Genomic DNA, 26,059 nt, shown 5'->3' on the forward strand with positions numbered 1-26,059 from the left:
CGTTCGCCAATAAGCTTGTCTCCATCGAAAAGCACATCATCAGGAGACAGCGGCATGAGCGGACCTCTTCAGGGCATTCGCGTCATCGAAATCGGCACGCTGATCGCCGCGCCGTTCGCGGCGCGCATGCTGGCCGAATTCGGCGCGGAAGTCATCAAGATCGAAGCGCCGAATACCGGCGATCCCCTGCGCAAATGGCGCAAGCTGCACGAGGGCACTTCGCTCTGGTGGTATCTGCAATCGCGCAACAAGAAGTCGGTGTGCGTGAATCTCAAGTCGCCCGAAGGCGCGGACGTGATCAAGCGTCTCGCCGCCGATGCCGACATCGTCATCGAAAACATGCGGCCCGGCGCGCTCGAAAAACTCGGTCTCGGCTGGGACGTTTTGCATGCAATAAACCCGAAGCTCACGATGGTCCGCATCTCCGGCTACGGCCAGACGGGTCCGTACCGCGACCGGCCGGGCTTCGGCGCGATCGGCGAGGCGATGGGCGGCATCCGTTACACGACGGGCGACGCAGAAGGGCTGCCGGCGCGCGTCGGCGTGAGTCTCGGCGATTCGCTCGCTTCGCTGCACGGCGTGATCGGCGCGCTGATGTCGGTGCTGCGCGTGAAGACCGGCAAGGGCGACGGCCAGGTGGTCGATGTCTCGCTCGTCGAAAGCGTGTTCAATCTGATGGAAAGCCTCGTGCCCGAATACGATCTGCTCGGCCATGTGCGCGAGCGCAGCGGCGGGGCGCTGCCGGGCATTGCGCCGTCGAACACGTATCGCACGGAGGATGGCGGCTTCGTTGTGATCGCGGGCAACAGCGACCCGATCTACAGGCGGCTCATGAACGTGATCGGCCGTCCCGATCTCGCGGACGATCCCGCGCTTGCCCGCAACGACGGCCGCGTGCGTCACAGCGCAATGCTCGACGAAGCGATCACCGCGTGGACCTCGCATCACTCGATGGACGATGTCCTGGCGACGCTCGAACGCGAGGAAGTGCCGTCGGGTCGCATCTACTCCGTCGCGGACATCGTCAACGACGCGCATTACCAAGCGCGCGACATGCTGCTGAAGGCAGAACTGCCGGGCGGCGCATCGGTGAAGATGCCGGGCATCGTGCCGAAGCTCTCCGATACGCCGGGCGAAGTGCACTGGCAAGGCCCGGCGCTCGGCGAGCATACGCAATCGGTGCTCGAATCGCTCGGCTTCGCCGCGGATGAAGTGGAACGGCTGCGTGCCGAAGGAGCGGTGCAATGAATTACGAATACAAAGAACCGTTGGTCGTGCAGGAGGTCGCGCCGCGCGACGGTCTGCAGATCGAAAAGCAGTGGGTCGAGACCGAAGACAAGATCGCGCTGATCGACGCATTGTCGGCGTGCGGCTTCACGCGCATCGAGGCGGGCTCGTTCGTGTCGCCGAAAGCGATTCCCGCGCTGCGCGATGGCGACGCGGTCTTCAACGGCATCCGGCGCGGGCGAGGCGTGATCTACGTCGCGCTCGTGCCGAACGTGAAGGGCGCCGAGCGCGCGCTCGCCGCGGGCGCCGATGAACTGAACCTCGTGATGTCCGCGAGCGAGACGCACAATCGCGCGAACATGCGTATGAGTTGCGAGTCGTCGCTGGCCGGTTTCGGCAATGTCGTTCGGCTCGCCTCCGGCAAGGCTTCGCTGAACGCGACCGTCGCGACCGCGTTCGGCTGCCCGTTCGAGGGGCGCATCGACGAAGAGCGCGTCGTGTCGATCGCGCGGACGTATCGCGAAATGGGCATCGACGGCATCACGCTCGCGGATACCACCGGCATGGCGAATCCGCGTCAGGTCGCGCGGCTGGTCGCACGCGTGCTCGAACACGTCCCCGCCGCCGATCTGACGCTGCACTTTCACAATACGCGCGGCCTCGGCCTCGCCAACGTCCTCGCTGCCTACGACACCGGCGCGCGCCGTTTCGACGCCGCGCTCGGCGGTCTCGGCGGCTGTCCGTTCGCGCCGGGCGCTTCGGGAAACATCTGCACCGAAGACCTCGTGAACATGTGCGATGAGATGAGCATTCCGACGGGCATCGATCTGCCAAGGCTGATTGCGCTGTCGCGCACGTTGCCCGCGCTCGTCGGACACGAAGTGTCGGGACAAGTCGCGAAGGCGGGACGCAATTGCGATCTGCATCCGGCGCCCGATTACGTGCAAGCGATCTAATTCAAAAGACCAAAACAACACTGGAGACAAAACATGAGCGATCTAAGCGTCCACGCGGCCGATGAGCCGCACATTGTCGGCAACACCTCGCACATCATCCGCAAGGTGGCATTGCGGCTCATGCCGCTCATCATGCTGTGCTATTTCTTCGCGTTTTTCGACCGCATCAATATCAGCTTCGCGAAGTTTCAGATGCAGAGTTCGCTCGGCCTGTCGGACACCGCATACGGTCTCGGCGCGAGTCTTTTCGTGATCGGCTATGTGCTCTTCGAAGTGCCGAGCAACATGCTGCTCTACAAGGTCGGCGCGCGCCGCTGGATCGCGCGCATCATGATTTCGTGGGGCATCGCGACCGCGCTCATGGTCTTCGTGCAGACGGAATGGCAGTTCTACGGACTGCGCTTCATCATCGGCGCGATGGAAGCGGGCTTCGCGCCGGGCGTGCTGTATTACCTGACGCTGTGGTTTCCGGCGAGCTATCGCGGGCGCATCACGTCGATGCTGTTTCTCGCGTCGGCCTTCTCGGGGCTTTTCGGTGCGCCGCTGTCGGGGCTCGTGCTCGGGCATCTGAATGGCGTCGCGGGCATCGCGGGATGGCACTGGCTGTTCCTGCTCGGCGGCCTGCCGTGCGTGCTGCTTGGCATTCTCGTGCTGAAGGTGCTGAAAGATCGCGTCGATGACGCCGCGTGGCTCACGAGCGACGAGAAGACGTATCTGAAGAGCCAGATCTCGACGCAAAGTCAGCATACCGACACCGGCCATTCGCTGTTCGGCGCGATCAGGACGCCCGGCTTCCTGATGCTCGGCCTGATCTACTTCCTGATTCAGATCGCGTCGTACGGTCTCAACTTCTGGGCGCCGCATCTGATCCGGGCGGCGGGCACGCAGAATCCGACGATCATCGGCTTGCTCACGGCCGTCCCATATATCTGCGGCGCGATCTGCATGGTCGTGGTCGGCCGCATGTCGGACCGGTCGGGCGAGCGCCGCAAGTTCGTCGCGACGCTGCTCGTGATGGCGGCTGCCGGCTTCTTCGCGGCGGGCATCTTCGACAAGCAGACGACGCTGCTCATCGCCGCGCTCGGCGTCATGGGCGCGGGTGTGATCGCCTCGATTCCGGCGTTCTGGGCGCTGCCGCCGAAGCTCTTGACCGGCGCGGGCGCGGCGGGCGGGATTGCGCTGATCAACACGCTGGGGCAACTGGGCGGCATCGTGAGCCCGGTGATGGTCGGCCGCATCCGCGACACGATGGGCAGCACGACGCCCGCGCTGTATGCGATCGGCGCGATGAGCGTGCTGTGCGCGCTGTTGCTGCTCTTCGGCTTGCCGCAGACGCTCAGGCAGAAGGATCATTCGGAGCGCAAAGCCTGACGCCAAGGCTTCTGCGAACGGGAAAGCGCCCGGCGGACTGCATGTCCCCGGGCGCTTTTTGCATTTTGCATCTGGCGTTTTGCATTCATCAGGCCAGATGGCATCTTGCATGCCGCATTCAGTCTCGCATCAATCCTTCCACGTCCACTCGCGGATCTCGTCGCGATCGATGCCTTCCTCATGCGCGTACCGCACGCTCTCGATGATCTGGTTCTTGAGCCATTCCTTCGTATGCGCGCTGCTGCCCGCGATGCGCGGCACGCGGTCGATCACGTCGATCGCGAGCGTATAGCGATCCACGCCGTTGATGATCGCGAGTTCGAACGGCGTGTTGATGTTGCCGCGCTCGCGATAGCCGTGAACGTGCATGTTCGCGTGATTCGTGCGGTTGTACGTGAGCTTGTGCACGAGCGACGCGTACGAGTGGAAGTTGAAGATCACGGGTTTGTCGCGCGTGAAGATCGAATCGAAATCGCGATGCGACAAGCCGTGCGGATGCTCGGTGTCCGGCAGCAGCCTGAAGAGATCCACGACGTTGACGAAGCGGATCTTCAGATCGGTGCAATGCGCCTTCAGGATTTCGACGGCGGCGAGCGCTTCCATCGTCGCGATATCGCCCGCGCACGCGATCACGACATCCGGCTCCGCGCCCTGATCCGTCGACGCCCAGTCCCAGATGCCGATGCCCTTCGCGCAATGCACGATGGCGTCCTGCATGTTCAGATATTGCAGATGCGGCTGCTTGTCCGCGACGATCACATTCACGTAGTCGTGCGTGCGCAGACAGTGATCCGCGACGCTCAACAGGCAGTTCGCATCTGGCGGCAGATAGATACGCACGACGTTCGGGCTCTTGTTCGTGACGACATCGAGAAAGCCGGGATCCTGATGCGTGAAGCCGTTGTGATCCTGCCGCCACACGAGCGACGTGATGAGCAGGTTGATCGACGGCACCGGCGCGCGCCAGCCGACTTCGGTTTTTGCTTTTTCGAGCCACTTCGCGTGTTGGTTGAACATCGAATCGATGACGTGCACGAACGCTTCGTAGGTCGCGAAAAGACCGTGACGCCCGGTGAGCACGTAACCTTCGAACCAGCCTTCGAGCGTGTGCTCCGACAGCATCTCCATGACGCGTCCGTCGACGGACAGCGCGCCGCCGTCTTCGTCTTCGGGCAGCGTCTGTGCGATCCAGCGCTTGCCCGATACTTCGTACACGCCGTCGAGCTTGTTGCTCGCGGTCTCGTCCGGGCCAAAGAGACGGAAGCTCGTCATGTTGCGGCGGATCACTTCGCGCAGGAACGTGGCGAGCACGGCCGTCGGCGACGTGTAGACGCTTGCGGCGCGTTTGAACTCGAACGCGTAGTCGCGGATATCGGGCATGTCGAGCGATTGCCGCAGCGCGCCGCCGTTCGCGTGCGGATTCGCGCTGATGCGGCGCGTGCCTTCGGGCGCGAGCGCGCGCAGCGGTTCGATCAGACGGCCGTCTTCATCAAACAGTTCCTCGGGCTTGTAGCTGCGCAGCCACGCTTCCAGTTGCGCGAGACTGCGGGGATTGCTTACGGCATCCGCGATCGGCACCTGATGCGAGCGCCAGTAATCCTCGACCTTCCGGCCGTCGACTTCCTTCGGTCCGGTCCAGCCTTTGGGCGTGCGCAACACGATCATCGGCCAGCGCGGGCGCGTCACGTTCTCAGGATTGGCGCGCGCGTTCGCCTGAATCGCGCGGATATCGGCGATGCAGCGTTCCAAGGTCGCGGCCATGCGCTGATGCATCGTTTCCGGATCGTCGCCTTCGACGAAATGCGGCGCGTAGCCGTAGCCCCTGAACAGGTCTTCGAGCTCGTCGTGCGGAATGCGCGCGAGGATCGTCGGATTGGCGATCTTGTAGCCGTTCAGGTGGAGAATCGGCAGCACGGCGCCGTCGGTCGCGGGATTGAGAAACTTGTTCGAATGCCACGATGTGGCGAGCGGGCCGGTTTCCGCTTCGCCGTCGCCCACGACCGCCGCGACGATCAGATCGGGATTGTCGAACGCCGCGCCGAACGAATGCGACAGGCTGTAACCGAGCTCGCCGCCTTCGTGAATCGATCCCGGCGTTTCCGGCGTGCAATGCGAGCCGATGCCGCCCGGCGACGAAAACGCGCGAAAGAGCTTGAGCATGCCGCGCTCGTCGAAACTGCGATCGGGGTAAATCTCCGAGTAATGGCCTTCGAGCCACGAGTTCGCGAGCGTCGCGGGCGCGCCATGGCCGGGACCGGAGACGAACAGGACGTTCAGATCATCGCGCTTGATGAGCCGGTTCAGATGTACCCAGACGAACGACTGGCCGGGATCGGAGCCCCAGTGTCCGAGCAGACGCCGCTTGATGTGTTCGCGCTCGAGCGGCTCGCGCAGCAGCGGATTCGCGCGCAGGTAAATCATGCCGACCGAAAGATAATTGCAGGCCCGCCAGTAGGCGTCGATCTTCGCGAGAAGATCGGGATCGAGAGGCGTCTCGAGGGCGGTCGTGCCAGTGACGTCGTCGTTCAATTGGTTCTCCTGATGAGTGAGAGGATTGGTCGAGCGTCGTGCGTGCGGCTTGCGCAGATCGAATCCTGCGCGCTGGTTAATGATCGGCTGTGATTGTGGCGGTTTGGTTGCAGGGCACGCGCGGCGCCGTCCGGTACATCTTACCGGCGGCGCGGCAACGATGGTGGCGAGCGCGTCATTCCATCGCGGCGTGGCGGAGGTCGTAGTCCATGATAAGCGCGCGGTTATCTTCCCACATGCCGATGTAATGAACCATGAAGCTGTCCGGGCGGCGATAGACCCAGGGCGTGTTCAGTTCGATGAAATCGTAAATGCGCGTCGCATCGAAGTCCGGCAGCGAGTGGAAGACATCGATGAAGTAATACTGATCGCCCTGGTTCGCATAGATGTGGGATCTGTCGTCCAGGTTCCGGCACCTTTCGATCACGCGCGCGAGAGCGTCGTAGTTCTGCTGATTGCGCTGAAAGCCCATGATGCCGGAGTTGAACGCCCATGTTCCGATATCGCGTGCCAACACGGTGTCGCGTTCGCGCGTGAGCGGTTCGAGACGGCGGTTCATGTCGTTGATGAGCACATCGGCATCGAGCCAGAACACCCATTGATGATGCGGCAAGTACGCGTGCAGCAACGCGGCCTTGTGCCAGTTCGCCGACGTCTTTCCGTCGTTCAATCGCGGCGGAACATCGCGATGCACGTAAAGCGTGTAACCGTGGCGTTTGCAATATTGCCTGATGTTGGCCTCGGCGATGCGCCCGTACTGCGCGATATTCGGCGTATAGAGCATGACGATCGCGATCGCGTGGTTCGGTTGATAGACGCTTTGCGTTTCGGTTTCATGCACGCCCGAATTGGCGAGCGAGAGAAACGGCGTTGCGCGCGTCCTGCATTCGTTGATGTGTTCAAACGCTGCCGCACGAAGCCGCCGATGATGTTTCTCGTCGCGAAAGCAGGTGGAGAAGCTGTTCCACGTCGCCCAGACGCATTCGAGATTGACCGCGGCCGGAAGCACAACGTACACGTCGCCGACGCGGAACTGTTGCGGGCAAATCGTGAAGTCATGCAGCATTTCGCCTTCGTTTTCCGGCAACGCGACGCCGAGCCGGCAGCGGCCGACGAGATCCGCGAGCTTGCGGCGCACCGGTTCTGTATTGCGGAAGATGAGGATATCCGTCTGCGGGATATGGCCTTCGGCGCAAGTCAGGAGCCAGTCGCGCCCGGCCATGAGATCGGGCAATGCGACGGGCCGCAGTATCGCGGCGTTCTCGCTCAGCAGCATGAGGATTTCGTTCGGCGCGGCGCGGCTCAAATGACGCAGCAACGCTTCGTACTTGTAGACCCATTGCAGGTGCTTGTTGCTTCCCGACAAATCGGACAAGTCGATCTCGATGTGGCGATAGCCGAATTCCCGTGCGTAGTGGCGATGGTTGGCGAGCGCGCCGGGCGCGTGGTCGGACAGAAGGCTTAGGACGATCATGAGCGGCGGAAAGCGTTTGAACGGATTGCTTGGGCGAACCGCCTAGCATCGCTGTAAAGCGTTCCGGGTCGCATGGGAACTGTCCGAAAAGCGCCAGTAATACGCCGTTTCTCAAGCGCCCATAGAATGTCCGAATGATCCGAAAATCCGCTTCCATCGCCGACGCGCTGCACGGCTTTCATCCCGCCGTCGCCGCGTGGTTCGGCGCCCGCTTTCCCGCGCCGACCGCGGCGCAGGCGCGCGCGTGGCCGCTCGTCCACGCGCGCCGCTCGACGCTCGTCGCCGCGCCGACCGGCTCCGGCAAGACGCTTACCGCGTTTCTCGCCGCCATCGACGAACTGGTGCGTGACGGCGTCGCGCGCGGCGGGACGCTGCCGGACGAGACGCGCGTCGTATACGTGTCGCCGCTGAAGGCGCTGTCGAACGACATCCACGTCAATCTGGAGGAGCCGCTCGCGGGCATCGCCCAGACCTTGCGCGAATCCGGCGTGGCGGCGCCCGAGATTCGCGCGGCCGTCCGTACCGGCGACACGACGCAGCAAGAGCGCAACGCCGTCAGGAAGCGCCCGCCGCATATCCTCGTTACGACGCCGGAATCGCTCTACGTGCTGCTGTCGTCCGATTCCGGCCGCGCGATGCTTTCGACCACGCGCACGGTGATCGTCGATGAGATTCATGCGGTCGCGGGCAGCAAGCGCGGTTCGCACCTGAGCCTGTCGCTCGCGCGCCTCGACGCGCTGTGCGAGGAAGCGGGCGGGCAGCGGCCCGTGCGCGTCGGCTTGTCGGCGACGCAAAAGCCGATCGAACTCGTCGCGAAGTTTCTCGTCGGTGATAACCAGCCCTGCGAGATCGTCGATGTCGGACATGTTCGAGCGCGCGATCTCGCGCTCGACCTCCCGCCGATGCCGCTCGAAGCGATCATGTCCAACGACATGTGGGAGCGCGTCTACGACCGTCTCGCGGAGCTTGCCGGGCTGCATCGGACGACGCTCGTCTTCGTCAACACGCGGCGCATGGCCGAGCGCGCGGCACGGCATCTGACCGAGCGCCTCGGCAAGGAAGCCGTCGCCGCACATCACGGCAGTCTTGCGCGCGAGCATCGGCTGGACGCGGAGCAGCGTCTGAAGCGCGGCGAACTGCGCGTGCTGATCGCGACGGCGTCGTTGGAACTGGGCATCGATATCGGCGATGTCGATCTCGTCTGCCAGATCGGCTCGCCCGGCTCGATCGGCGCATTCTTGCAGCGTGTCGGGCGCTCCGGGCATCACGTCGGCGGCGTGCCGAAAGGACGGCTTTTCCCGACCTCGCGCGACGATCTGATCGAATGCGCGGCGCTCCTCGATTGCGTGCGGCGCGGCGAACTCGATGCCCTGACGATCCCGCACGCGCCGCTCGACGTGCTCGCGCAGCAGATCACCGCCGAAGTCGCGTGCCGCGAGTGGGGCGAGGACGCACTGTTCGAGCGCATCACGCGCGCGTATCCGTACGCGACGCTCGATCGCGCGCATTACGAGGCCGTGCTGCGCACGCTCGCGGAAGGCTATACCGGACGGCAGGGCGTGCGCGCGGCGTACGTGCATCGCGATGCGGTCTCGCGCACGCTGCGCGGCCGTCGCGGCGGCAAGCTGACGGCCGTGACCTCGGGCGGCGCGATACCGGACAACGCCGATTTCGCCGTGATCCTCGAACCGCAAGGCTTGCAGATCGGCACGGTGAACGAGGATTTCGCCGTCGAGAGTCTCGCGGGCGACATCTTTCAGCTCGGCAATACGTCGTACCGGATCGTGCGCGTGGAAGGCGGGCGCGTGCGCGTCGAAAACGCGAACGGCCAGCCGCCGAACATCCCGTTTTGGCTCGGCGAAGCGCCGGGCCGCAGCGACGAGCTTTCTCATGCGATTTCGCGTCTGCGCGCCGATGTCGACGCATGGCTCGATAGCGGCGTCGAAGCGACGGTCGCGCGGCTTGCACAAGAAAGTGGCATCGACATCGAAGCCGCGCGGCAGATCGTCGATTATCTGGCGCGTTCGCGCGCCGCGCTGACCGTGCTGCCGACGCAGGACACGCTCGTCATGGAGCGCTTCTTCGACGAATCCGGCGGCACGCAGCTCGTCATCCACGCGCCGTTCGGCAGCCGCGTGAATCGTGCGTGGGGACTCGCGCTGAGAAAGCGCTTCTGCCGCACGTTCAACTTCGAGCTGCAGGCGGCCGCGACCGAGGACGCGATCGTGCTGTCGCTGACGGGCAGCCACAGCTTTGCGCTCGATGACGTCTGGCGCTATCTGAAATCGGCGACTGCCGAGCACGTGCTGATCCAGGCGCTGCTCGACGCGCCGCTCTTTGGCGTGCGCTGGCGCTGGAACGCGACCAACTCGCTTGCGCTGCCGCGCTATACCGGCGGGCGCAAGGTCGCGCCGCAGTTGCAGCGCATGAAAAGCGAGGATCTGCTCGCGGCGGTGTTCCCGGATCAGGTCGCGTGCGCGGAAAACATCTCGGGCGAGCGCGACGTGCCGACGCATCCGCTCGTCGAGCAGACGATCGACGATTGCCTCCACGACGCGATGGATGCCGACGCGTGGCTCGCGCTCCTGCGGCGCATCGAAGCAGGCGATGTGCGGCTCGTCACGCGCGAATTGCCCGCGCCGTCGCCGCTCGCGGCCGAGATTCTGTCGGCGCGGCCGTATGCGTTTCTCGACGATGCGCCGCTCGAGGAACGCCGCACGCAGGCCGTGCTCGCGCGCCGATGGAGCGATCCGCATTCGGCGGACGATCTCGGCGCGCTCGATCCCGACGCCATCGCGAGCGTGCGCGACGAAGCCTGGCCCGAAGTCACGAGCGCCGATGAAATGCACGAGGCGCTTTCGACGCTCGCCTGCATCGCCGAATCCGAAGCGCAACGCGACCCGCAATGGATCGCGTGGCTGGATGCGCTCGCGCGCTCCGGCCGAGCGACGCGTCTGCAGATCGCGGAGCACGACGCGCTGTGGACGCCCGTCGAACGTCTCGCGTGTGTGCGCGCCGTCTACGAGCATGCGCCGATGCATCCGTCGCTGCAGCCGCCGCCCGGTTTCGACGATGCGTGGACAACCGACGACGCGCTCGTCGAAATCGTGCGCGCGCGTCTGTCTGGATTCGGGCCGCTGACGGTGCCGGAGATCGCGCGTCCGCTCGCGCTGCCCGCGTCGGCGATCGCGCTCGCCCTGACGCGGCTCGAAGCGCAGGGCTACGTGATGCGCGGACGGTTCACGCCGGGCGCGCAGGTCGAAGAGTGGTGCGAGCGGCATTTGCTCGCGCGGATTCATCGCTATACGGTGCGGCGGCTGCGTCGCGAAATCGAGCCGGTCGAGCGGCAGGATTTCATGCGCTTTCTGCTCGAATGGCAGCGCGTCGCGCCCGATTCGCGCGGCGAGGGCCGCGACGCGCTCGGCGCCGTGCTCGAACAGCTCGAAGGTTTCGAGGCGCCCGCCGTCGCGTGGGAGGAAGAAATACTGCCGGCGCGCATCGCCGATTATTCGGGCATGTGGCTCGACGATCTGTGCCGCGCGGGCAAACTCATGTGGACGCGTCCGGCAGGACGCTCGCGCGCATCGGGCGGTCCGGTGCGCGGCACGCCGATCGTGCTGCTGCCGCGCCGTCACCTCGATGCATGGAACGCGCTCATGCGTCCCGACGAAGCGCCGCAACTGTCGTCGCGTGCCGAACGCGTGTTCGACGCGCTGAAAGCGCACGGCGCGATGTTCTTCGACGAACTGCTCTCCGACGTGCGCCTTCTGCGCACCGAACTCGAAGACGCGCTCGGCGAACTGGTCGCGCTCGGACTCGTCAATGCCGACAGTTTCGCGGGCCTGCGCGCGCTGCTCGCTCCGGCGGCGAAGCGCAACGCGTTCGCGCGGCGTCCGAGGCGCGGTGGCCTCTTCATCGGCGGAATGGACGACGCGGGCCGCTGGGCGCTCCTGCGCCGCGCGAAACCGGACGACGCGCGCGAAGACGGCGATCTCGAACACATCGCGCTGACGCTTTTGCGGCGCTACGGTGTCGTGTTCTGGCGTCTTCTGGAGCGCGAGGCGCAATGGCTGCCGCCGTGGCGCGATCTGCTGCGCGTCTATCACCGGCTGGAAGCGCGCGGCGAGATTCGCGGCGGGCGCTTCGTCGCCGGGCTCGCGGGCGAGCAATTCGCGCTGCCCGAAGCCGTGCCGCTGCTGCGCGACATGCGCAAGCGGCCGAAGGACGGCGTGTTCGTGGCGCTGTCGGCGGTCGATCCGCTCAATCTCGTCGGCACCTTGCTGCCGGGAGAAAAGGTGCCGGCGCTCGCAGCCAATCGCGTGCTGTATCTCGACGGCGTGCCGGTCGGCGCGGTGGTCGCGGGCAAGACGCGCTATTTCGGCGATTTCGATGGAGAAGGGCGCGAGCGCATGCGTCTCGCGCTCGTCAAGCGCACGGCGCGTTCGCTCGGCAGTTCCATCGGCAGCGGAGTGACGGGCGCGAGCATGCCGACGCGCCATTGAAGCGGCGAAGGACGCGATCCCTCGCCGCTATCGACGTTATTTCTTCGAGACGAATCTCGTGGTGAACGGACCGGCCTGCGTAGCGGGCACGTCCTTCACCTGCACGCCCGGATAATCGACGACGCGATTTGTCGCCGATGCCGGCCGGATGCGAAACAATGGACGCACGCCATCGCGCGCGCCGCCGACGATCGTATGCATCGCCTGCCTGTCGAGTTCGACGCTGTCGGCGAGATCCCTGATTTTGATGACGGCCATGGATGCTTCCTCCAGAGTGGGGAGTCGCAATCGAGTATAGACAATCGTCTTCGATGTGCCGGAGCGACTCCGTGATCCGCAACACCGATCGCGCGTGAACGCCAATGGCGGCACAAGGCGCGTGCCTTCTGCCGCAAAGACGTTCGTGAAGACCAATGCGAATCGCGTGCCAACGCCGCGTGCGAGCGGCACGAACTGTCCAGTGCGTTGATTTTTCGATCCTTTTTGCCACGCGGCGAGTTCGTGCCAAGCGTATTTCGATGGCGTGACGCCAACACTCGTCATCGATGTGTCGGTCTCCGAACGACATGTGCGCGATGCCGCTCATGATCGAAAACGCCATTTGCGAAAGCTCCATGTGAAGGCTAGTATCGAACGATCACCGGGGTTTTGTTACGACAAGTAGTTGTCGATCGATTGGAGCCGCGTCGCGTCGCACAGATGACAAGTTTTGCGCAAGCGATTCGTACTTATCGGGGCGACGGCGGGTCGCGCGACGAGTTCTTTGCGGGAGTGGACGGCGCACTGGCGACCGAACAGACTCCGGCAAGGCGGCTCATGGAGATCCTCGACGAGGAGCACGCGGCGCGGCCGTTGCCCCCCGACATCTATGCGGCCATCCGCCGCCGCATCGAGCATGCGGCGCGCATGCGTCCCGAAGCCGATTCCCCTACCGGGCCCGCGAGCCGCGACGAGACGCGTCTGCAAACGTCGCCGGGTTTCGCGCCGCCGCCTTCGCGCGATCCGAGCGGCGGCACCGGGAGTCAGGCGACGCAAGTGATGGTCGATCACGATCAGCAGATGAAAGGCGTCGGCGACACGCTCAACAGCCGCTTCGTGCTGGAAGAATGTCTCGGCATCGGCGGAATGGGGACCGTGTACAAGGCGCTCGATCTGCGCAAGCTCGAAGCGTCGGACCGGCGGCCGTATGTCGCGATCAAGGTGCTCAATCTCCAGTTCCGCGGCAATCCGAAATCGCTGATCGCGTTGCAGCGCGAGGCGCGCAAGGCGCAGCAGCTCGCGCATCGGAATATCGTCACCGTGTACGACTTCGACCGCGACGGTCAGGTCGTCTATCTGACGATGGAATATCTGTCCGGCCAGCCCCTCTCGCGTCTGCTTCGGAACCCGAACTTCAAGGGCATGCCGTTCTCCGAGGTCTTTCCGATCTTCAAGGGCATGGCCAACGCGCTCGCCTACGCGCACGAACGCGGCTTCGTGCACTGCGATTTCAAACCGGCCAACGTGTTTCTCACGGACACGTCGGAAGTGAAGGTGATCGACTTCGGCATTTCGCGCGTGATCCAGCGGCCCGAGGAGGAAACCGAGGCGACCGTGTTCGATCCCGGCAGCCTCGGCGCGCTCACGCCCGCGTACGCGAGCCCGGAGATGCTGGAGCATCGCGAGCCCGATCCGCGCGACGACATTTACGCGCTCGGCTGCATCACCTACGAATTGCTGACGGGCAAGCATCCGTTCGATCGCGTGCCCGCGCTGCAGGCGAGAAGCGCGGGCATGAAGCCGCAGCGTCCCGAGCATCTCGGCAACAAGCAGTGGAAAGCGCTGAAGGCCGCGCTCGCATTCGAACGCGAAGCGAGGACGCCGAGCGTCACGCAATTTCTCGAAGATATCGCCGACGAAAATGCCGCGTCGCCCGCGGGCCGCAAGGGAAAAAAAGGCGGCGTGCCGAAGTTTGCGATCGGCGCGGCGGCGCTCGTGGCCCTGCTGGCGGCGGGCGCGGGATATTACTTCTACGATCAGTCGAGGGGCGGCGAGGAAGTTGCGCACGAAGCGCCGCCCGCGCCGGCAGAAGGCAGCGCCGCGGGAACGGTGACACCGCATTCGCCCGGCGCGCCCCCCGCTTCGGCGGCGGTGGCGGTCACGCCCGCCGTGCCCGCGACGCCCGTTCCCGAACTCACGATGGCCGCCGTCACGCCCGTGCTCGGGAGCGTGCCGTGCTCGGCGCTGGTGGCGTCGGTGCATGATCAGACCGTCGACGTGCAGGGCTTCGTATCGCAGAAATACGGTCTCGCGCGACTGAAGGAAGCGCTCGGCCGCGTGCCAGGCGTGAAGACGACGAACTTCGGCGTGCAGCCGGTCGCCGACGACAAATGCGATCTGCTCCAGGTGTACGGCCCGTTCTGGACGGCCAACCGCCAGTCGGGGCGACCGGCATCGGTGCACACGCGCTCGCGCGCGACGAGCCTCACCGAAGGCGACCCGCTCATCGTCGATCTGATGACGCCCGCGTTCGAGTCCTACGTCAACGTCGACTATTTCATGCTCGATGGCAGCGTCGTGCATCTGTTGCCGAACGCGCGCTCGCGCGACAACCAGGCGCCCGCAAACTACACGGCGACCATCGGCACAATGGGCGACTGGGTCGTCGGCAAGCCGTTCGGTTCGGAGATGATCGTGCTGACAGTCACGCCCGCGCCGCTCTTCGACTCGCCGCGCCCCGACAGCGAAGCGAAGTCCGAATATCTGCGCGCCGTCGACAAGCGGCTCTCGGCGCTCGCGGGCAAATACGGCCGCGAGCGCGTCGCCGTCGATATCTTCCAGATCACGACGCAAGCCAAAAAGTAGCGCCGGCTCAGGGTTTCGTGGCGGACGCCAGCACACAGGGCATCGGCACGAGCAGCTCGCCGTGCCGCGCGTACGCCGTCACGCGGGCGTGCACTTCCTGCGCGATTGCGGCAAGCGCGCTTTTCGATTGCGCGCGCAGCAGCGCCGCCATTCGCACGCCGCCGTGCATCAAGGCGTCGAGCGGCGTTTCGGGCAGCACGAGATGCCACGTTTGCTCGACTTCGACGGCGCGCGCGTCGGCAAAGCCGGCTTCGGTGAGCACGCGCACACATTCGTCGGGATCGCTGAAGCGAAAGAAGGGCGGCGAGGGCGGCAGTCCGATATCGAGCGTCCCATGCAGCCGCACCGCGTCGAGCACCATGCCGAAGCCGACCGCGCGTTCGGGTGCAGCCCACGCGGTGAACGCAATGCGTCCGCCCTGGCGGAGCACGCGCGCCGCTTCGTCGAGCGCGCGCTCGGGCTCGGGAAAATGCAGCATGCCGAAGTTGATGCCGACGGCGTCGAAGCTTTCGTCGCCGAACGGCAACTGCTCCGCGCCCGCGAGATGAAACTCGATCTCGGGATGAAACTGCCGCGCGTGCGCGATCATCGACGCGGAAAAATCGACGGCCGCCGCAGTCGCGCCACGCTCGATCGCCGCCGCGGCGAGATTGCCCGGCCCGGCGGCGACATCGAGCATGCGGATGCCCGGCGCGACCGAAAGCGCATCGAGCAGCGCGGGATGCGCCTGAACGGTCAGCCTTCCAAAATAGTCCTCGTACGACGGGACCACATGCTCCCAGCCGTCCTTCTCGAACGCTGCGAATTCGTCGAATTGCATGACGCACCTCCGCTCGCCGCACGCGCGGCTCGTCGTTGCCGGAGGCCGGGCCTCGTCAGGACCGCGCGAGGCTAGGTCTTGGGCTTCTCGATAGAAGCTTTGAGTTCGTTCAGGGCGTCTTCCATGCGTTTGCTGACGAGCGCATAGGCTTCGGCCTGAGTCTGCTGGGTCGTGCGCGCGATGTCCTGCATGTCCGCGAGCGCGTTGTGCAGCGCGCGTTGCACGACTTCGTTGGCGTTGAACGGCGGTTGCGTCGAGGTCGTGGCGAATTGTTTTGCGATGCCTTCGAGATCGCTCAAGGTCCGGCGCAGGATTTCGAGTTGTTTGTCGCGCAGCGCCTCCATGCCGCCGAACGCGACGCGATTGGTCGCCGCGAGCGCTTCGACGTCCTTGCGGCGCGATTCCATGATCGCGGTGACGTCGAACCCAGGAAGCTGGTACTGCTGGAACATGGCTGCAAACTGGCTGAACGGATCGCTGAAATTTTGGTTCATCGTGCCTCCCCAGGGTTTTGTCGGTCGAATGCGAGCCATTCTTGCGGGCAAAAGCGAGGATGGCCCGGGCAGCATGCGCCGTGTGCGCGAAGCCATGCCAACGCGCAGCCAGCACCTGATACTACCAATATAAGCCGTGGAAATGGGGCAAGGGAAAACACCAGAACGAGCGGTCGCCTCCCCGGCGCGCGCGACGTTCGATTGAGGTTGATGCAGGTCAATTCGTGCCGCGCCGAGCAAGCGACCATTGAATTATCGCGGCGCGGTATCGGTGCGCCCGACGGTCGGGAGAACATCATGATCAGGGGTGAAGGGCGCATCGTCGCGGCTTTGGGCGCGGTGTTCGTGACGCTGGGCGGCATCAATGCGGCGCTGCGCGGCCTGCTCTTCGACGAGACGTCGGTGATGTACTACGGCGTGCTCGCGATACTCATCGGGGCTGCGTCGTTCGTCGTGATGCTGACACCGTTCCCGAGCGACGAGCCCTGACGATTGAGCGCGTGCCGATCAGATTCTCTCCTCGTCGGCGAATACGCCGTGCTCCGCCTTGATCTGCTCGCGATCGATGCACTGGACGTGCCAGCGTCCGGTGCTCTTCATGCCGGCGCCGTCGGCATACCAGAGGACGCGTCCCGCGAGACCCTCGCATGGGCCATCCGGCGCGTCGACATCGAGGCGCTCCAGAACGCAGATGGGATCGCCCACTTGCTGGCCGCAAATCATCGTGCCGTTCGAACCTGTGCGCAAGCCGCCCCAGTCCGGCACATCGACGGACTGATGACCCTCGCGCGACCATCGGCGGGTTTCCTTGTCGAGCCACAGGATGGCGTAGGCCGCCGATTGAGCGCCTTCGAAGCCATCCAGCTTGACCGTGATACGCATGTCATCCTCCATGAAGCAAATTCGATGGACGAAGACGCTCGGCGCTTTCGCCGGCCATGAGCGTCCTCGGTTGAATGGCGGCTTGCGCCGCGCGTATTGTTGAGGCGTTGCGACGCGATCTTCTCAGACCGCGATGAGAGGTTCGAACTGGACGCCGCAGATAAGTTTAATCGCGCCGCATGTAATGGGTTCCATCGCCGATGCGTTCGTATGGCACGCTTCGGATCGCGAACTTGCCGCGCCGCAACAGCGATGATGTCCGAACCAAACAAGCAAGTCCGATGCCGAAATGTGTCGCCGACACATGTTCGCTTCGTGACTGCATGAGTCAAGTTTAGTACGACAATCTGACCGTTCAGCGACAGTCATCGGAGGCAAATCGCCGCACGCGCGAGCAACCGATGCGCGATGCGTGCGCCGCATCATCGCGTGATGTGGCGTAACCAGAATGCCCGGCGAGCGTGCATCGGTGCACCAAGGCGGCTTCGCGCGCCCCAGCGCATCGCGCGTGCGTGCCGTTCGTTTGCTGCTGCGACGGACAACACGCTGCACTGCAATATCGATGGAGATGAATTCATGCGCGCAATGGTCTTCGACGGCAACGGTCCTTTCCTGCAGTTGCGCGATCTGCCCGATCCGGTGCCGCGCGCAGGTGAACTGCTCATCGACGTCCATGCGTGCGGCGTGTGCCGCACCGATCTCCATGTAGTCGACGGCGAGCTCGCGCATCCGAAGCGGCCCGTGATACCGGGCCACGAGATCGTGGGAACGGTCGCGCGGCTCGGCGCGGGCGTGACGAACTTCGCGCCCGGCGATCGCGTGGGCGTGCCGTGGCTGGGCCATACCTGCGGCCGTTGCCGCTACTGCATCGCCGGCCGCGAGAATCTCTGCGATGCGCCGGGTTTCACCGGCTATACGATCGACGGCGGTTACGCGCAACGCGTCGTCGCCGATGCGCGCTACTGCCTGCATCCGCCGCAACGGTATTCGGACGTGGAAGCCGCGCCGCTGCTGTGCGCGGGACTGATCGGCTATCGCACGCTCGCGATGGCCGGCGACGCGCAGCGCATCGGCATCTATGGCTTCGGCGCGGCCGCGCATATCGTCGCGCAGGTGGCGAAGCATCAAGGGCGCGCGGTCTATGCGTTCACGCGTCCGGGCGATATCGCGGCGCAACGTCTCGCGCTCGCCCTGAAGGCGCATTGGGCGGGCGGCAGCGACGAGACACCGCCCGATGAACTCGACGCCGCGCTGATCTTCGCGCCCGCCGGCGCGCTCGTGCCCGCGGCGCTCAAGGCGGTCGCGAAGGGCGGCGCCGTGGTGTGCGGCGGCATCCACATGAGCGACATTCCTTCGTTTCCGTATGCGCTGCTCTGGGGCGAGCGGCGCGTCATGTCGGTGGCGAATCTCACGCGCGAGGACGGCCGCGCGTTCATGGGGATCGCCGCGCAGTTTCATTTGGATCTGCACACGACACCTTATCCGCTCGACGAAGCGAACCGCGCACTCGCCGATCTGCGCGACGGCAAGCTGACGGGCGCGGCGGTGCTGACGGTCCGCGCGTGAATCAGTGATGTTCGAGCATCGCGCGATCGACGATGCGGACCTGACGCCCGTTGAGCCCGATCGCGCCTTCGCGCTGCAGCTTCGAGAGCGTGCGGCTCACGGTTTCGAGTTCGAGCCCGAGATAGCTGCCGATATCCGCGCGCGTCATCGGCAAGAGAAGATCGACCGGATGTCCGCCGGATGACGTTGCGCCCGCGTCGAGGCGTTCGGCGAAATCGAGCAGGAACGCCGCGACGCGTTCGCGCGCGGGCATGGTGCCGAGCATCAGCGCGAGACGCGATGCGCGCACGATTTCCGCGCTCATGATCGCGAGCAGTTCGTGCTGCATCCCCGCGTATTCGCGACACAGCGGTTCGAGAATGCCGACCGGCATGATCCGCACGACGCTCGCTTCGAGCGCGACGGCGTCGCTTTCGTGCCGGTTCGTGCATATGCCGTCGAGACCGAGCGTTTCGTTTTCGAAGTGAAAGCCCGTGACCTGCGTGTGCGGCGCGCTGTCATCGTCGCTGCTGGGGAATGTCGCAACGGTCTTGAAGCAACCGCTTTGCACCGTATACAGGCTGCGCAACGGCTCCCCCGCGCAATACAACGCATCGCCACGCTCGACGGTGCGCGTCGGAAACGGGATCGCGTCGGTGTCCGAAAAGCGGACGTGCAACGTCGGCGCGCGCCGGGTCGAAGCGCCTGCATCGATTGAAGGTTCCATTGCGACTTCCTCCTTCAAGACCAGTATGGTTCACGAATGGAGGAAAAGAAAATCGGCCTGACTCGCGCGACCGTTTCAGAACTCGATATCGAGTTCGTCGATTTCCTCGGCTTCCTGTTGCGCATCGGCGATCCAGCGGCGCATCTCCGGCATCGCGAGAATGCGCTCGCCGTACGCGACGATATCGGCGTCGAGCTTGACATCGTAGGTGACGAAGCGCGTGACGACCGGCGCGAACATCGCGTCCGCGCACGTCCGTTCGCCGAACAGATACGGACCACCATACTGCGCGAGACATTCATGCCAGATCGTCACGATCCGCTCGATGTCGGTCTGCGCGCGCGCCCATACCTTGAAGCCCGGAAAGTGCGCCTTCAGGTTCATCGGCAGGGCGGAGCGCAGTGCGGCGAAACCCGAGTGCATCTCGCCGCAAATCGCGCGGCAATGCGCGCGTTCGGCGCGCTCCTTCGGCAACAGGCCGGCATCGGGGCACACTTCATTCAGATATTCCGCGATGGCGAGCGTGTCCCAGACCTTGATGCCATCGTGAAAGAGACACGGCACGAGTATCGATGGCGACAGCAAAAGCAGTTCGGCGCGCGCGCCGGGATCGTCGGCGGGCATCACGACTTCCTCGAACGGCAGTCCGCTGAACTTCGTGAGCAGCCAGCCGCGCAGCGACCAGGACGAATAGTTCTTGCTGCTAATGGTGAGCGTGGCGTTCGCCATGAGTCGTTCCTCGCGCGTCGTGCACCAAGACGGATCGAGCGCGGTGCGCCCAAGCACCGAAGCGCGGCAGAACGCGCTCGTGAATGGCATCTGTGCAAAGCCTATGCCAATCGCGTGACATATGAAGGTCCATGTAGCCATCGATTGGCATGGCTATTGCCTCCTTTCGTCGCCATGAATCCGTTCACCTATGCGGGCTATCAGGCCTGGTCCGATTCGATGCTGCCGATCCGCCACGCCGCCACGCTCGTCGAAGGCGCGCTGCGTGTCTGGAAGGATATCGGCGAGACGCCGCAGGCCCGCGGTATGGCGGCGCTCTGCGAACAGGTCGCGCTCGCGGGCCTGACGCACGCGCGGCCGCCATTCGATATCGCGCCGGTGCAAGCCGAAGGCAAAACGATGCGCGTCCTGGAAGAAGTCGCGGCATCGACGCCGTTCTGCGATCTGCTGCATTTTCGCAAGGACGATGCGTCCATCGTGCAGCCGCGCGTGCTCGTCATCGCGCCGATGTCCGGCCACTTCGCGACCCTCTTGCGCGGCACCGTGCAGACGATGCTCGCCGATCACGACGTCTATATCACCGACTGGCGCAATCCGCGCGACGTCTCGCTGATGCACGGCCGCTTCGGCTTCGACGAATACGTGCAGCACATCATCGATTTCATCGAGACGATCGGGCCGGGCGCGCATCTGCTCGCCGTCTGCCAGCCGACCGTCGCGGCGCTCTCGGCGGTTGCGCTGATGGCCGAGGACCGGCATCCCGCCGAGCCGGCGAGCATGACGCTGATGGCCGGTCCCATCGATACGCGCGTGAACCCGACGCGCGTGAACGAACTCGCGAAAAGCAAGCCGATCGACTGGTTCGAGCGCAATCTCATCAGCATGGTGCCGTTCGGTTTCGCGGGCGCGATGCGGCGCGTTTATCCGGGCTTCGTACAGCTGGGCGCGTTCATGTCGATGAATCTCGCGCGTCACATCGAATCGTTCGAGGAGATGCATCATCAACGCGCGAAGGGCGACGTCGCGAAGGCCGATGCGATCCGCGTTTTCTACGAGGAATACTTCGCGACGATGGACCTCACCGCGGAGTTCTATCTGGAAACCGTCGACACCGTGTTTCAGCGGCACGCACTGCCGCTGAAGCAGCTCGAAGTGCGCGGCCGCAAGGTCGATCCGTCGGCGATCCGGCGCACCGCGCTTTTCACCGTCGAGGGCGAGCGCGACGATATCTGCGCCGTCGGCCAGACGCTCGCGGCGCAGGATCTGTGCGACAAGCTGCGGCCGTATCTGAAGGCGCATCATGTTCAGACGGGCGTCGGCCACTACGGCGTGTTCAACGGCAAGCGCTGGGAGCAGCAGATTTATCCGCGCATTCGCGCATTGATCCACGACAACGAGCCCAGTCCCGCCGGTGTGAATGCGCGCACGCAGCCGATGGTGCCCTTGCACGCAATCGCGCCGCTCGCACGCGAATCCACGGTCGCCGAGGATCAGGCGCAGACGGCGAACGAGGGCGATGACAAACAGGCGATCGCCGATCCCGAATAACGCTAGCTCGAGAGCGGCAGAACGATGCGCGACTCCGCGCCGCCGCCGTCGCGCGCGCGCAGTTCGAGCGTTCCGCCGTGCAGCCGCGCGATGCGCTCGACGATTGCAAGTCCGAGGCCCGTGCCCTTCGGCTGGCCTTCGCCGCCGCCGCGCTTGAACGGCTGCTTCAGCGCTTCCGGATCCTGACCGCCGAGGCCTTTTCCGCGATCCGCGATCACGACGCAGGCCGTGTTCGCCTCGCGATCTGTCCACGTCCGCACTTCCAGGCCGACTACGCCGTAGAGCACTGCGTTCTGCATCAGGTTCATGAGCATCCGCATCATGCTGATCGGCCGGAACGGGAACGGTTCGATCTCGCCGAGATCGAGCGCGAACTCGTGCCCCAGTCCGGCGAAATCGGCGGCCAGATTGGCGATCAGCGCGTTGAGATCGCCGACGACGGGCGTTTCCTTCGCGCCGCTGCCCGCGTAGTCCATGAACTGCTGAAGAATCGTATCGATGGTGTCGAGATAGCCTTCCGCCGATGCCGCGAAAGCCGCGTCCGTCGATGGCACGGCGGACATCGCCATGGCGAGGCGCAGCTTGGTCATCGGCGTGCGAATGTCGTGCGAGATGCCCGCGAGCATCAGCGCGCGCGTGGCGTCGGCTTCCTTCAGCGCGGCCGTCATGCGATTGAAGGCGCCGCTGACCTGGGCGATTTCCGTCGGACCGTCGGTCGGCAGGACGCCCGGCTCGCCGCCCGCGGACACGAGCCGAGCGGCATCGGCGAGATGCGCGAGCGGACGGTTCAGATGGCGCTGGATCAAGTACGCCGTCGCGAACGCGAGCGCGCCGAGTCCGAGCGAAAGGAAAAGGGCGGTCGCGAGGCCGTCGTCGTGCGCGGCTTCGGGCACCGGCAGCGCCAGCCAGCGCGGCTCGCCCGCCAGATGCGCGCGGATCCACAAGCGCTGCTGACCGTCGTCGGACGCTTCTGCGCCTTGCCAGCGCACGAGCATGTCGGCGGGCAGATGCGCGCGCAGGCTCTCGATGAACGTCCGGCGCTGATACGTTTGATAGAAGCGCAAGCGCGATCCCGGCGCCATGTCGCGCGCGCCGGCGGGCAGTTCGGCGCGAAGGTCGAGGTTCACGGCGACGCTTTGCGCGGCTTCGGGCGGCGAAGTTTTCAGGAGCGTATCGAGCGTGACGATATAGCTCGCGAAGGTCGCCGCCGCGCGCTCGATGCGCGGCGTCTGGATGAAATGGAGCAGCACGGCGATCGCGCACACCTGGCTCACCGCGACGAGCGCGACCAGCAGCAGGATGTTGCGCGCGAAGAGCGAGCGCGGCGCCCACTTCACGATTCGATTTCCGCGAGCAGCATGTAGCCGACGCCCCACACGGTCTTGATGAACCGAGGCTTGCCCGGATCTTCCTCGACGATCTGACGCAGCCGCAACACCTGCACGTCGATGCTGCGATCGAGCGCGTCGTGATCGCGGCCGCGCGTGCGGGCGATGAGGTTGTCGCGGCTGACCGCGCGGTTCGGCGACGAGCCGAGCGCCGTGAGCAACTGCATCTGCGCGGAATGAATCTCGAACGGCTCGCCGCCGCGATACAGCTTTTGCTTCGCGAGATCGAGGCGGAAATCGCCGAAACGGATGCGCTGCTGCGTATGCGTCGGGTCGCCCGCCGCAATCTTCTGGCGGCGCAGCAACGCACGCACGCGAGCGACGAGTTCCTGCGGCAGAAAGGGCTTGGCAAGGTAATCGTCGGCGCCGGTTTCGAGGCCGACGACCTTGTCGACCGGATCGCCTTTCGCGGTGAGCATCAGGATCGGCAGCGTCTGGCCTTCGGCGCGCAGGCGCTTGCAGACCGAAAGGCCGTCTTCGGGCTCCATCATCCAGTCGAGCACCAGCAGGTCGTAAGGCTCGCGCTGCAAATAGCGGTCGAGCCGCTTGCCATTTTCGACGACGCGTACTTCGAAACCCTGCGAACTCAGAAATCGCTGCAGCATGTTGCGCAACTCGGCTTCGTCGTCAAGCACGATGATCTTCGGCAGGGTTTCCATGGAGGCTCCGGGTCAGCGTTGCGCGGCGTGCTCGTGCATGAAGGCTTCGATTTGCGGCAGCGTGACGTAGCCGTTCTTCTGCGTGTCGATTTCGTCGAAGTGCTTGGCGACCATCGGCATGCCCGTGGATGCCTGCTCGCGCGTGAGCTTGCCGTCGTGCGTGGTGTTGGCGCTCGAAAAGCGCGTCTGCAACTGGCCGAGCACGTGTTCGAGGCGCGGGCTCGCGCCCATCGGCTGCGTAGCGGTCTGCGCGAACGCCGCGCCCGACGTGGCGCACGCCGCGCATGCCGCAAGGATGACAAGAATCTTTCGCATGGCTCTCTCCCCTGATTCGCTACGGATGAACGTCGACGGTGATGCCATTCTATTGAGCCGCGCCGCGAACGCAATCTTGGGGATGCTACGAATCATGTCGCCGTATTTCGCGTTCGATGCCGCGCATTCGCGCCGACATCCCGCGACATAAGTTACGACTCACGCATCGGGCAGGGCTTCGCTATCGTTCTCATCGCCGGCAGTTGCATTTCTTTGTTGCTGCCGTATTCAACGTCTCACGATGCATGAGGACTTCAACATGAATTGCCGTTTGCTCAGCGTTTCCGCCGTTGCCGCCATCAGCCTGACCTGCGCGAAGACCGCATCGGCTGGAACGAGCGTGCAGGTTTCCTACGTCGCGCCCGCCGTCGTTTACGCGCCGCCGCCGCGTCCCGTGTACTACTACGCGCCGCCGCCGAGGCCGCCGTATTACTACGTGCCCGCGCGCACGATCGTCGTCGAGCCGGCGTTCGCGCCGGTGGTGGTCGCCGCGCCGCCGCCTCCGCCGCCGCAGCCTGCCGTCATCGTGACGCCGTATGGAGTTGCGCCTGCCGTCAGAGTGACTTACGCGCAGCCGGTGCTCGCGACGCCCGTCGTCGTCATGCATTGAGCAATGCGATCCACGGCCGCCTCCTATACTGGATGAACCGCATCGGCGCAACTGCCGATGCGGCGGCGAGCCCGGCGCGTCGCGCCGTTTCATGGCGTTCCAACAGGAGGATCGAGCCATGCTATTCATCGTCAACTGGACTGCGCAACCCGAGGCCGAACGACTCGCGGCCGAGCGATTCCTGCAAACTCGCGGCGCGCCGCCCGACGGCATTCATCTGCTGGGCCGCTGGCATGCGATCGGTTCGATCTGGGGTATCGCCGTGTGCGAATGCGACAACGTCGAGCCGCTCGCGCAATGGGCGCACGAATGGGCCGATTTGTTCATGTTCGACATCAAGCCGGCGATCACGGACGAGCAGGTCGGAAAAATGCTCGCCGAGTATGCGCAGCGACAGTAGCGGGGCAAGCGGCCCGATTCGTCGTACGAACGCGCGTCGCGAGCTTAGGGTTTGCGTGGCTTGCAGCGGCACGGAGAATGCCTCAACATCACAAATGTACTAGTTAGTTCAAATTTGAGCGCCATATACGATCTCCGCGAAGTTGTTTCAAGCATGGCGCCGTCAAGGAGCGAAGCGTGACCCAATCCCCTACGAAAGAACCTTGCGTCATATCGGTTGCGATCACCGGCTCGGTGCCGCGCAAGAAAGACAATCCTGCCGTGCCGATCACGATTGCCGAGCAGGTCGAAAGCACGCACGAGGCGTATGAAGCGGGCGCGACGCTCGTGCATCTGCATGTGCGCGACGAGGATGAACGATCGAGCTCGGACCGGCACAGGTTCGCGGAATTGCAGGAAGGCATCCGCAGGCATTGCCCGGACATCATCATCCAGTTCTCGACGGGCGGGCGCGGGCGTTCGTTCGAGCAGCGCGGCGCGATGCTGGACTTGAAGCCTGACATGGCGTCGCTCGCGACGGGATCGGTCAACTTTCCGACGATCGTCTACGAGAATCCGCCCGATTTCGTGCGCTCGCTCGCGCAGACGATGCTCGATCACAACGTGAAGCCCGAGATCGAGATCTTCGATCTGGCGATGCTCTATAGCACCGTCGATCTCGTGAATCAGGGTTTGTTGAAATCGCCTGTGCACGTTCAGTTCGTGCTCGGCGTGAAGAACGCATTGCCCGCGCGACGCGAGATTCTCGAGTTCGAGGTCGAGCAGTTGAAGAAGAATCTGCCGGATGCCACGTGGACGGCTGCGGGCATCGGGCGCCATCAGCTCGAAGTGAATCATTGGACGTTGCAATTGGGCGGACATTGCCGAACGGGACTCGAAGACAACGTGCGCTGGGACAAGGACACGCTCGCGAAGAGCAATGCGCAACTCGTGAGCCGGGTGGCGTCGTTATGCGCGGAGTACGGTCGGCCGGTGGCGACGGCGACGGAAGCGAGGAAGCTGTTGTCGATCTGAATTTCGATGGCGATGGCCGAAGCGCG

At 64.7% G+C, this 26,059-nt stretch carries 22 protein-coding genes; 11 read left to right on the plus strand and 11 right to left on the minus strand.

The window, feature by feature from the left end; translation table 11 throughout:
• The first annotated feature begins 54 nt into the window (after window positions 1–54).
• Genes NCR93_RS16735 through NCR93_RS16745 form a run of 3 tightly spaced genes read left to right on the plus strand, consistent with a single transcriptional unit; the run spans window position 55 to window position 3,554 of the window.
• Window positions 55–1,248, plus strand: coding sequence for a CaiB/BaiF CoA transferase family protein (locus tag NCR93_RS16735; protein ID WP_175979299.1), 1,194 nt, complete (start codon window positions 55–57; stop codon window positions 1,246–1,248).
• The gene (locus NCR93_RS16740; protein WP_175979300.1) at window positions 1,245–2,183 is read left to right on the plus strand and encodes a hydroxymethylglutaryl-CoA lyase; all 939 of its coding nucleotides are present in this window, start codon (window positions 1,245–1,247) and stop codon (window positions 2,181–2,183) included. The genes NCR93_RS16735 and NCR93_RS16740 overlap by 4 nt, the downstream gene beginning before the upstream one ends.
• Before the next feature lie 33 nt (window positions 2,184–2,216).
• On the plus strand, window positions 2,217–3,554 hold the full coding sequence (locus tag NCR93_RS16745; protein ID WP_008353451.1) for an MFS transporter: 1,338 nt from the start codon (window positions 2,217–2,219) through the stop codon (window positions 3,552–3,554).
• 129 nt (window positions 3,555–3,683) lie between these two features.
• On the opposite strand, the gene NCR93_RS16750 is transcribed toward NCR93_RS16745, so the two are convergent.
• Together NCR93_RS16750 and NCR93_RS16755 are read right to left on the minus strand one after the other, a co-directional pair.
• Window positions 3,684–6,083 (minus strand): phosphoketolase family protein, encoded by a 2,400-nt coding sequence (locus NCR93_RS16750; RefSeq protein ID WP_175979301.1) that lies wholly within the window; start codon window positions 6,081–6,083, stop codon window positions 3,684–3,686.
• Between the two features lie 175 nt (window positions 6,084–6,258).
• Complete coding sequence (locus NCR93_RS16755) at window positions 6,259–7,557, minus strand: glycosyltransferase family protein (RefSeq protein ID WP_175979302.1); 1,299 nt, start codon at window positions 7,555–7,557, stop codon at window positions 6,259–6,261.
• Window positions 7,558–7,691: 134 nt separating this feature from the next.
• Here NCR93_RS16755 and NCR93_RS16760 point away from each other — a divergent pair, with 134 nt between their 5' ends.
• Window positions 7,692–12,059, plus strand: a complete 4,368-nt coding sequence (locus tag NCR93_RS16760; RefSeq protein ID WP_175979303.1) for a DEAD/DEAH box helicase — start codon at window positions 7,692–7,694, stop codon at window positions 12,057–12,059.
• 36 nt (window positions 12,060–12,095) lie between these two features.
• On the opposite strand, the gene NCR93_RS32130 is transcribed toward NCR93_RS16760, so the two are convergent.
• On the minus strand, window positions 12,096–12,602 hold the full coding sequence (locus tag NCR93_RS32130) for a hypothetical protein (protein ID WP_430641072.1): 507 nt from the start codon (window positions 12,600–12,602) through the stop codon (window positions 12,096–12,098).
• Window positions 12,603–12,758: 156 nt separating this feature from the next.
• Here NCR93_RS32130 and NCR93_RS16770 point away from each other — a divergent pair, with 156 nt between their 5' ends.
• Window positions 12,759–14,903: a serine/threonine-protein kinase gene (locus tag NCR93_RS16770; RefSeq protein WP_239295017.1), complete on the plus strand. Its 2,145-nt coding sequence runs from the start codon at window positions 12,759–12,761 to the stop codon at window positions 14,901–14,903.
• A gap of 7 nt (window positions 14,904–14,910) precedes the next feature.
• Here the strand turns inward: NCR93_RS16770 and NCR93_RS16775 are convergent, their stop codons facing one another.
• Both NCR93_RS16775 and phaP read right to left on the minus strand, forming a co-directional pair.
• Entirely contained in the window at window positions 14,911–15,723 is an 813-nt protein-coding gene (locus NCR93_RS16775) for a class I SAM-dependent methyltransferase (protein ID WP_175979306.1), read from the minus strand.
• Between the two features lie 71 nt (window positions 15,724–15,794).
• Window positions 15,795–16,217 carry a phasin family protein gene (gene phaP, locus NCR93_RS16780; RefSeq protein ID WP_008353443.1) on the minus strand — a complete coding sequence of 141 codons (423 nt, stop codon included), beginning with the start codon at window positions 16,215–16,217 and terminating at the stop codon, window positions 15,795–15,797.
• 297 nt (window positions 16,218–16,514) lie between these two features.
• Between phaP and NCR93_RS16785 the strand changes: the two genes are divergently transcribed.
• Entirely contained in the window at window positions 16,515–16,706 is a 192-nt protein-coding gene (locus NCR93_RS16785) for a DUF2964 family protein (protein ID WP_033536164.1), read from the plus strand.
• An 18-nt stretch (window positions 16,707–16,724) separates the two neighbouring features.
• On the opposite strand, the gene NCR93_RS16790 is transcribed toward NCR93_RS16785, so the two are convergent.
• Entirely contained in the window at window positions 16,725–17,099 is a 375-nt protein-coding gene (locus tag NCR93_RS16790; RefSeq protein WP_033536165.1) for a DUF3564 family protein, read from the minus strand.
• Window positions 17,100–17,675: 576 nt separating this feature from the next.
• Between NCR93_RS16790 and NCR93_RS16795 the strand changes: the two genes are divergently transcribed.
• Window positions 17,676–18,665 (plus strand): zinc-dependent alcohol dehydrogenase family protein, encoded by a 990-nt coding sequence (locus NCR93_RS16795; RefSeq protein WP_175979307.1) that lies wholly within the window; start codon window positions 17,676–17,678, stop codon window positions 18,663–18,665.
• Window position 18,666: 1 nt separating this feature from the next.
• Here the strand turns inward: NCR93_RS16795 and NCR93_RS16800 are convergent, their stop codons facing one another.
• Window positions 18,667–19,371 carry a Crp/Fnr family transcriptional regulator gene (locus tag NCR93_RS16800; RefSeq protein WP_008353439.1) on the minus strand — a complete coding sequence of 235 codons (705 nt, stop codon included), beginning with the start codon at window positions 19,369–19,371 and terminating at the stop codon, window positions 18,667–18,669.
• Between the two features lie 75 nt (window positions 19,372–19,446).
• On the minus strand, window positions 19,447–20,100 hold the full coding sequence (locus NCR93_RS16805; protein ID WP_008353437.1) for a glutathione S-transferase family protein: 654 nt from the start codon (window positions 20,098–20,100) through the stop codon (window positions 19,447–19,449).
• Window positions 20,101–20,274: 174 nt separating this feature from the next.
• Here NCR93_RS16805 and NCR93_RS16810 point away from each other — a divergent pair, with 174 nt between their 5' ends.
• Window positions 20,275–21,648: a polyhydroxyalkanoate depolymerase gene (locus tag NCR93_RS16810; protein WP_175979308.1), complete on the plus strand. Its 1,374-nt coding sequence runs from the start codon at window positions 20,275–20,277 to the stop codon at window positions 21,646–21,648.
• 2 nt (window positions 21,649–21,650) lie between these two features.
• Here NCR93_RS16810 and NCR93_RS16815 read toward each other — a convergent pair whose 3' ends face one another.
• The 3 genes from NCR93_RS16815 to NCR93_RS16825 are packed head-to-tail and all read right to left on the minus strand — an operon-like array spanning window position 21,651 to window position 24,010.
• Entirely contained in the window at window positions 21,651–22,985 is a 1,335-nt protein-coding gene (locus tag NCR93_RS16815; RefSeq protein WP_175979309.1) for an ATP-binding protein, read from the minus strand.
• On the minus strand, window positions 22,982–23,695 hold the full coding sequence (locus tag NCR93_RS16820; protein WP_008353432.1) for a response regulator: 714 nt from the start codon (window positions 23,693–23,695) through the stop codon (window positions 22,982–22,984). Before NCR93_RS16820 ends, NCR93_RS16815 begins: the two co-directional genes overlap by 4 nt.
• Before the next feature lie 12 nt (window positions 23,696–23,707).
• Window positions 23,708–24,010 (minus strand): EF-hand domain-containing protein, encoded by a 303-nt coding sequence (locus NCR93_RS16825; RefSeq protein WP_008353431.1) that lies wholly within the window; start codon window positions 24,008–24,010, stop codon window positions 23,708–23,710.
• A 259-nt stretch (window positions 24,011–24,269) separates the two neighbouring features.
• Between NCR93_RS16825 and NCR93_RS16830 the strand changes: the two genes are divergently transcribed.
• The 3 genes from NCR93_RS16830 to NCR93_RS16840 all read left to right on the plus strand — a co-directional run bounded on the left by NCR93_RS16830 (window position 24,270) and on the right by NCR93_RS16840 (window position 26,033).
• Window positions 24,270–24,620 carry a hypothetical protein gene (locus tag NCR93_RS16830; RefSeq protein ID WP_144403665.1) on the plus strand — a complete coding sequence of 117 codons (351 nt, stop codon included), beginning with the start codon at window positions 24,270–24,272 and terminating at the stop codon, window positions 24,618–24,620.
• A gap of 118 nt (window positions 24,621–24,738) precedes the next feature.
• Entirely contained in the window at window positions 24,739–25,020 is a 282-nt protein-coding gene (locus NCR93_RS16835) for a DUF3303 domain-containing protein (protein WP_008353429.1), read from the plus strand.
• Between the two features lie 176 nt (window positions 25,021–25,196).
• Complete coding sequence (locus NCR93_RS16840; RefSeq protein ID WP_239295016.1) at window positions 25,197–26,033, plus strand: 3-oxoadipate:acetyl-CoA acetyltransferase; 837 nt, start codon at window positions 25,197–25,199, stop codon at window positions 26,031–26,033.
• Window positions 26,034–26,059 lie beyond the last annotated feature (26 nt).

Origin of the sequence: Caballeronia sp. ATUFL_F1_KS39 (genome assembly GCF_023630985.1) — a bacterium.
GTDB classification, from domain to species: domain Bacteria; phylum Pseudomonadota; class Gammaproteobacteria; order Burkholderiales; family Burkholderiaceae; genus Caballeronia; species Caballeronia zhejiangensis.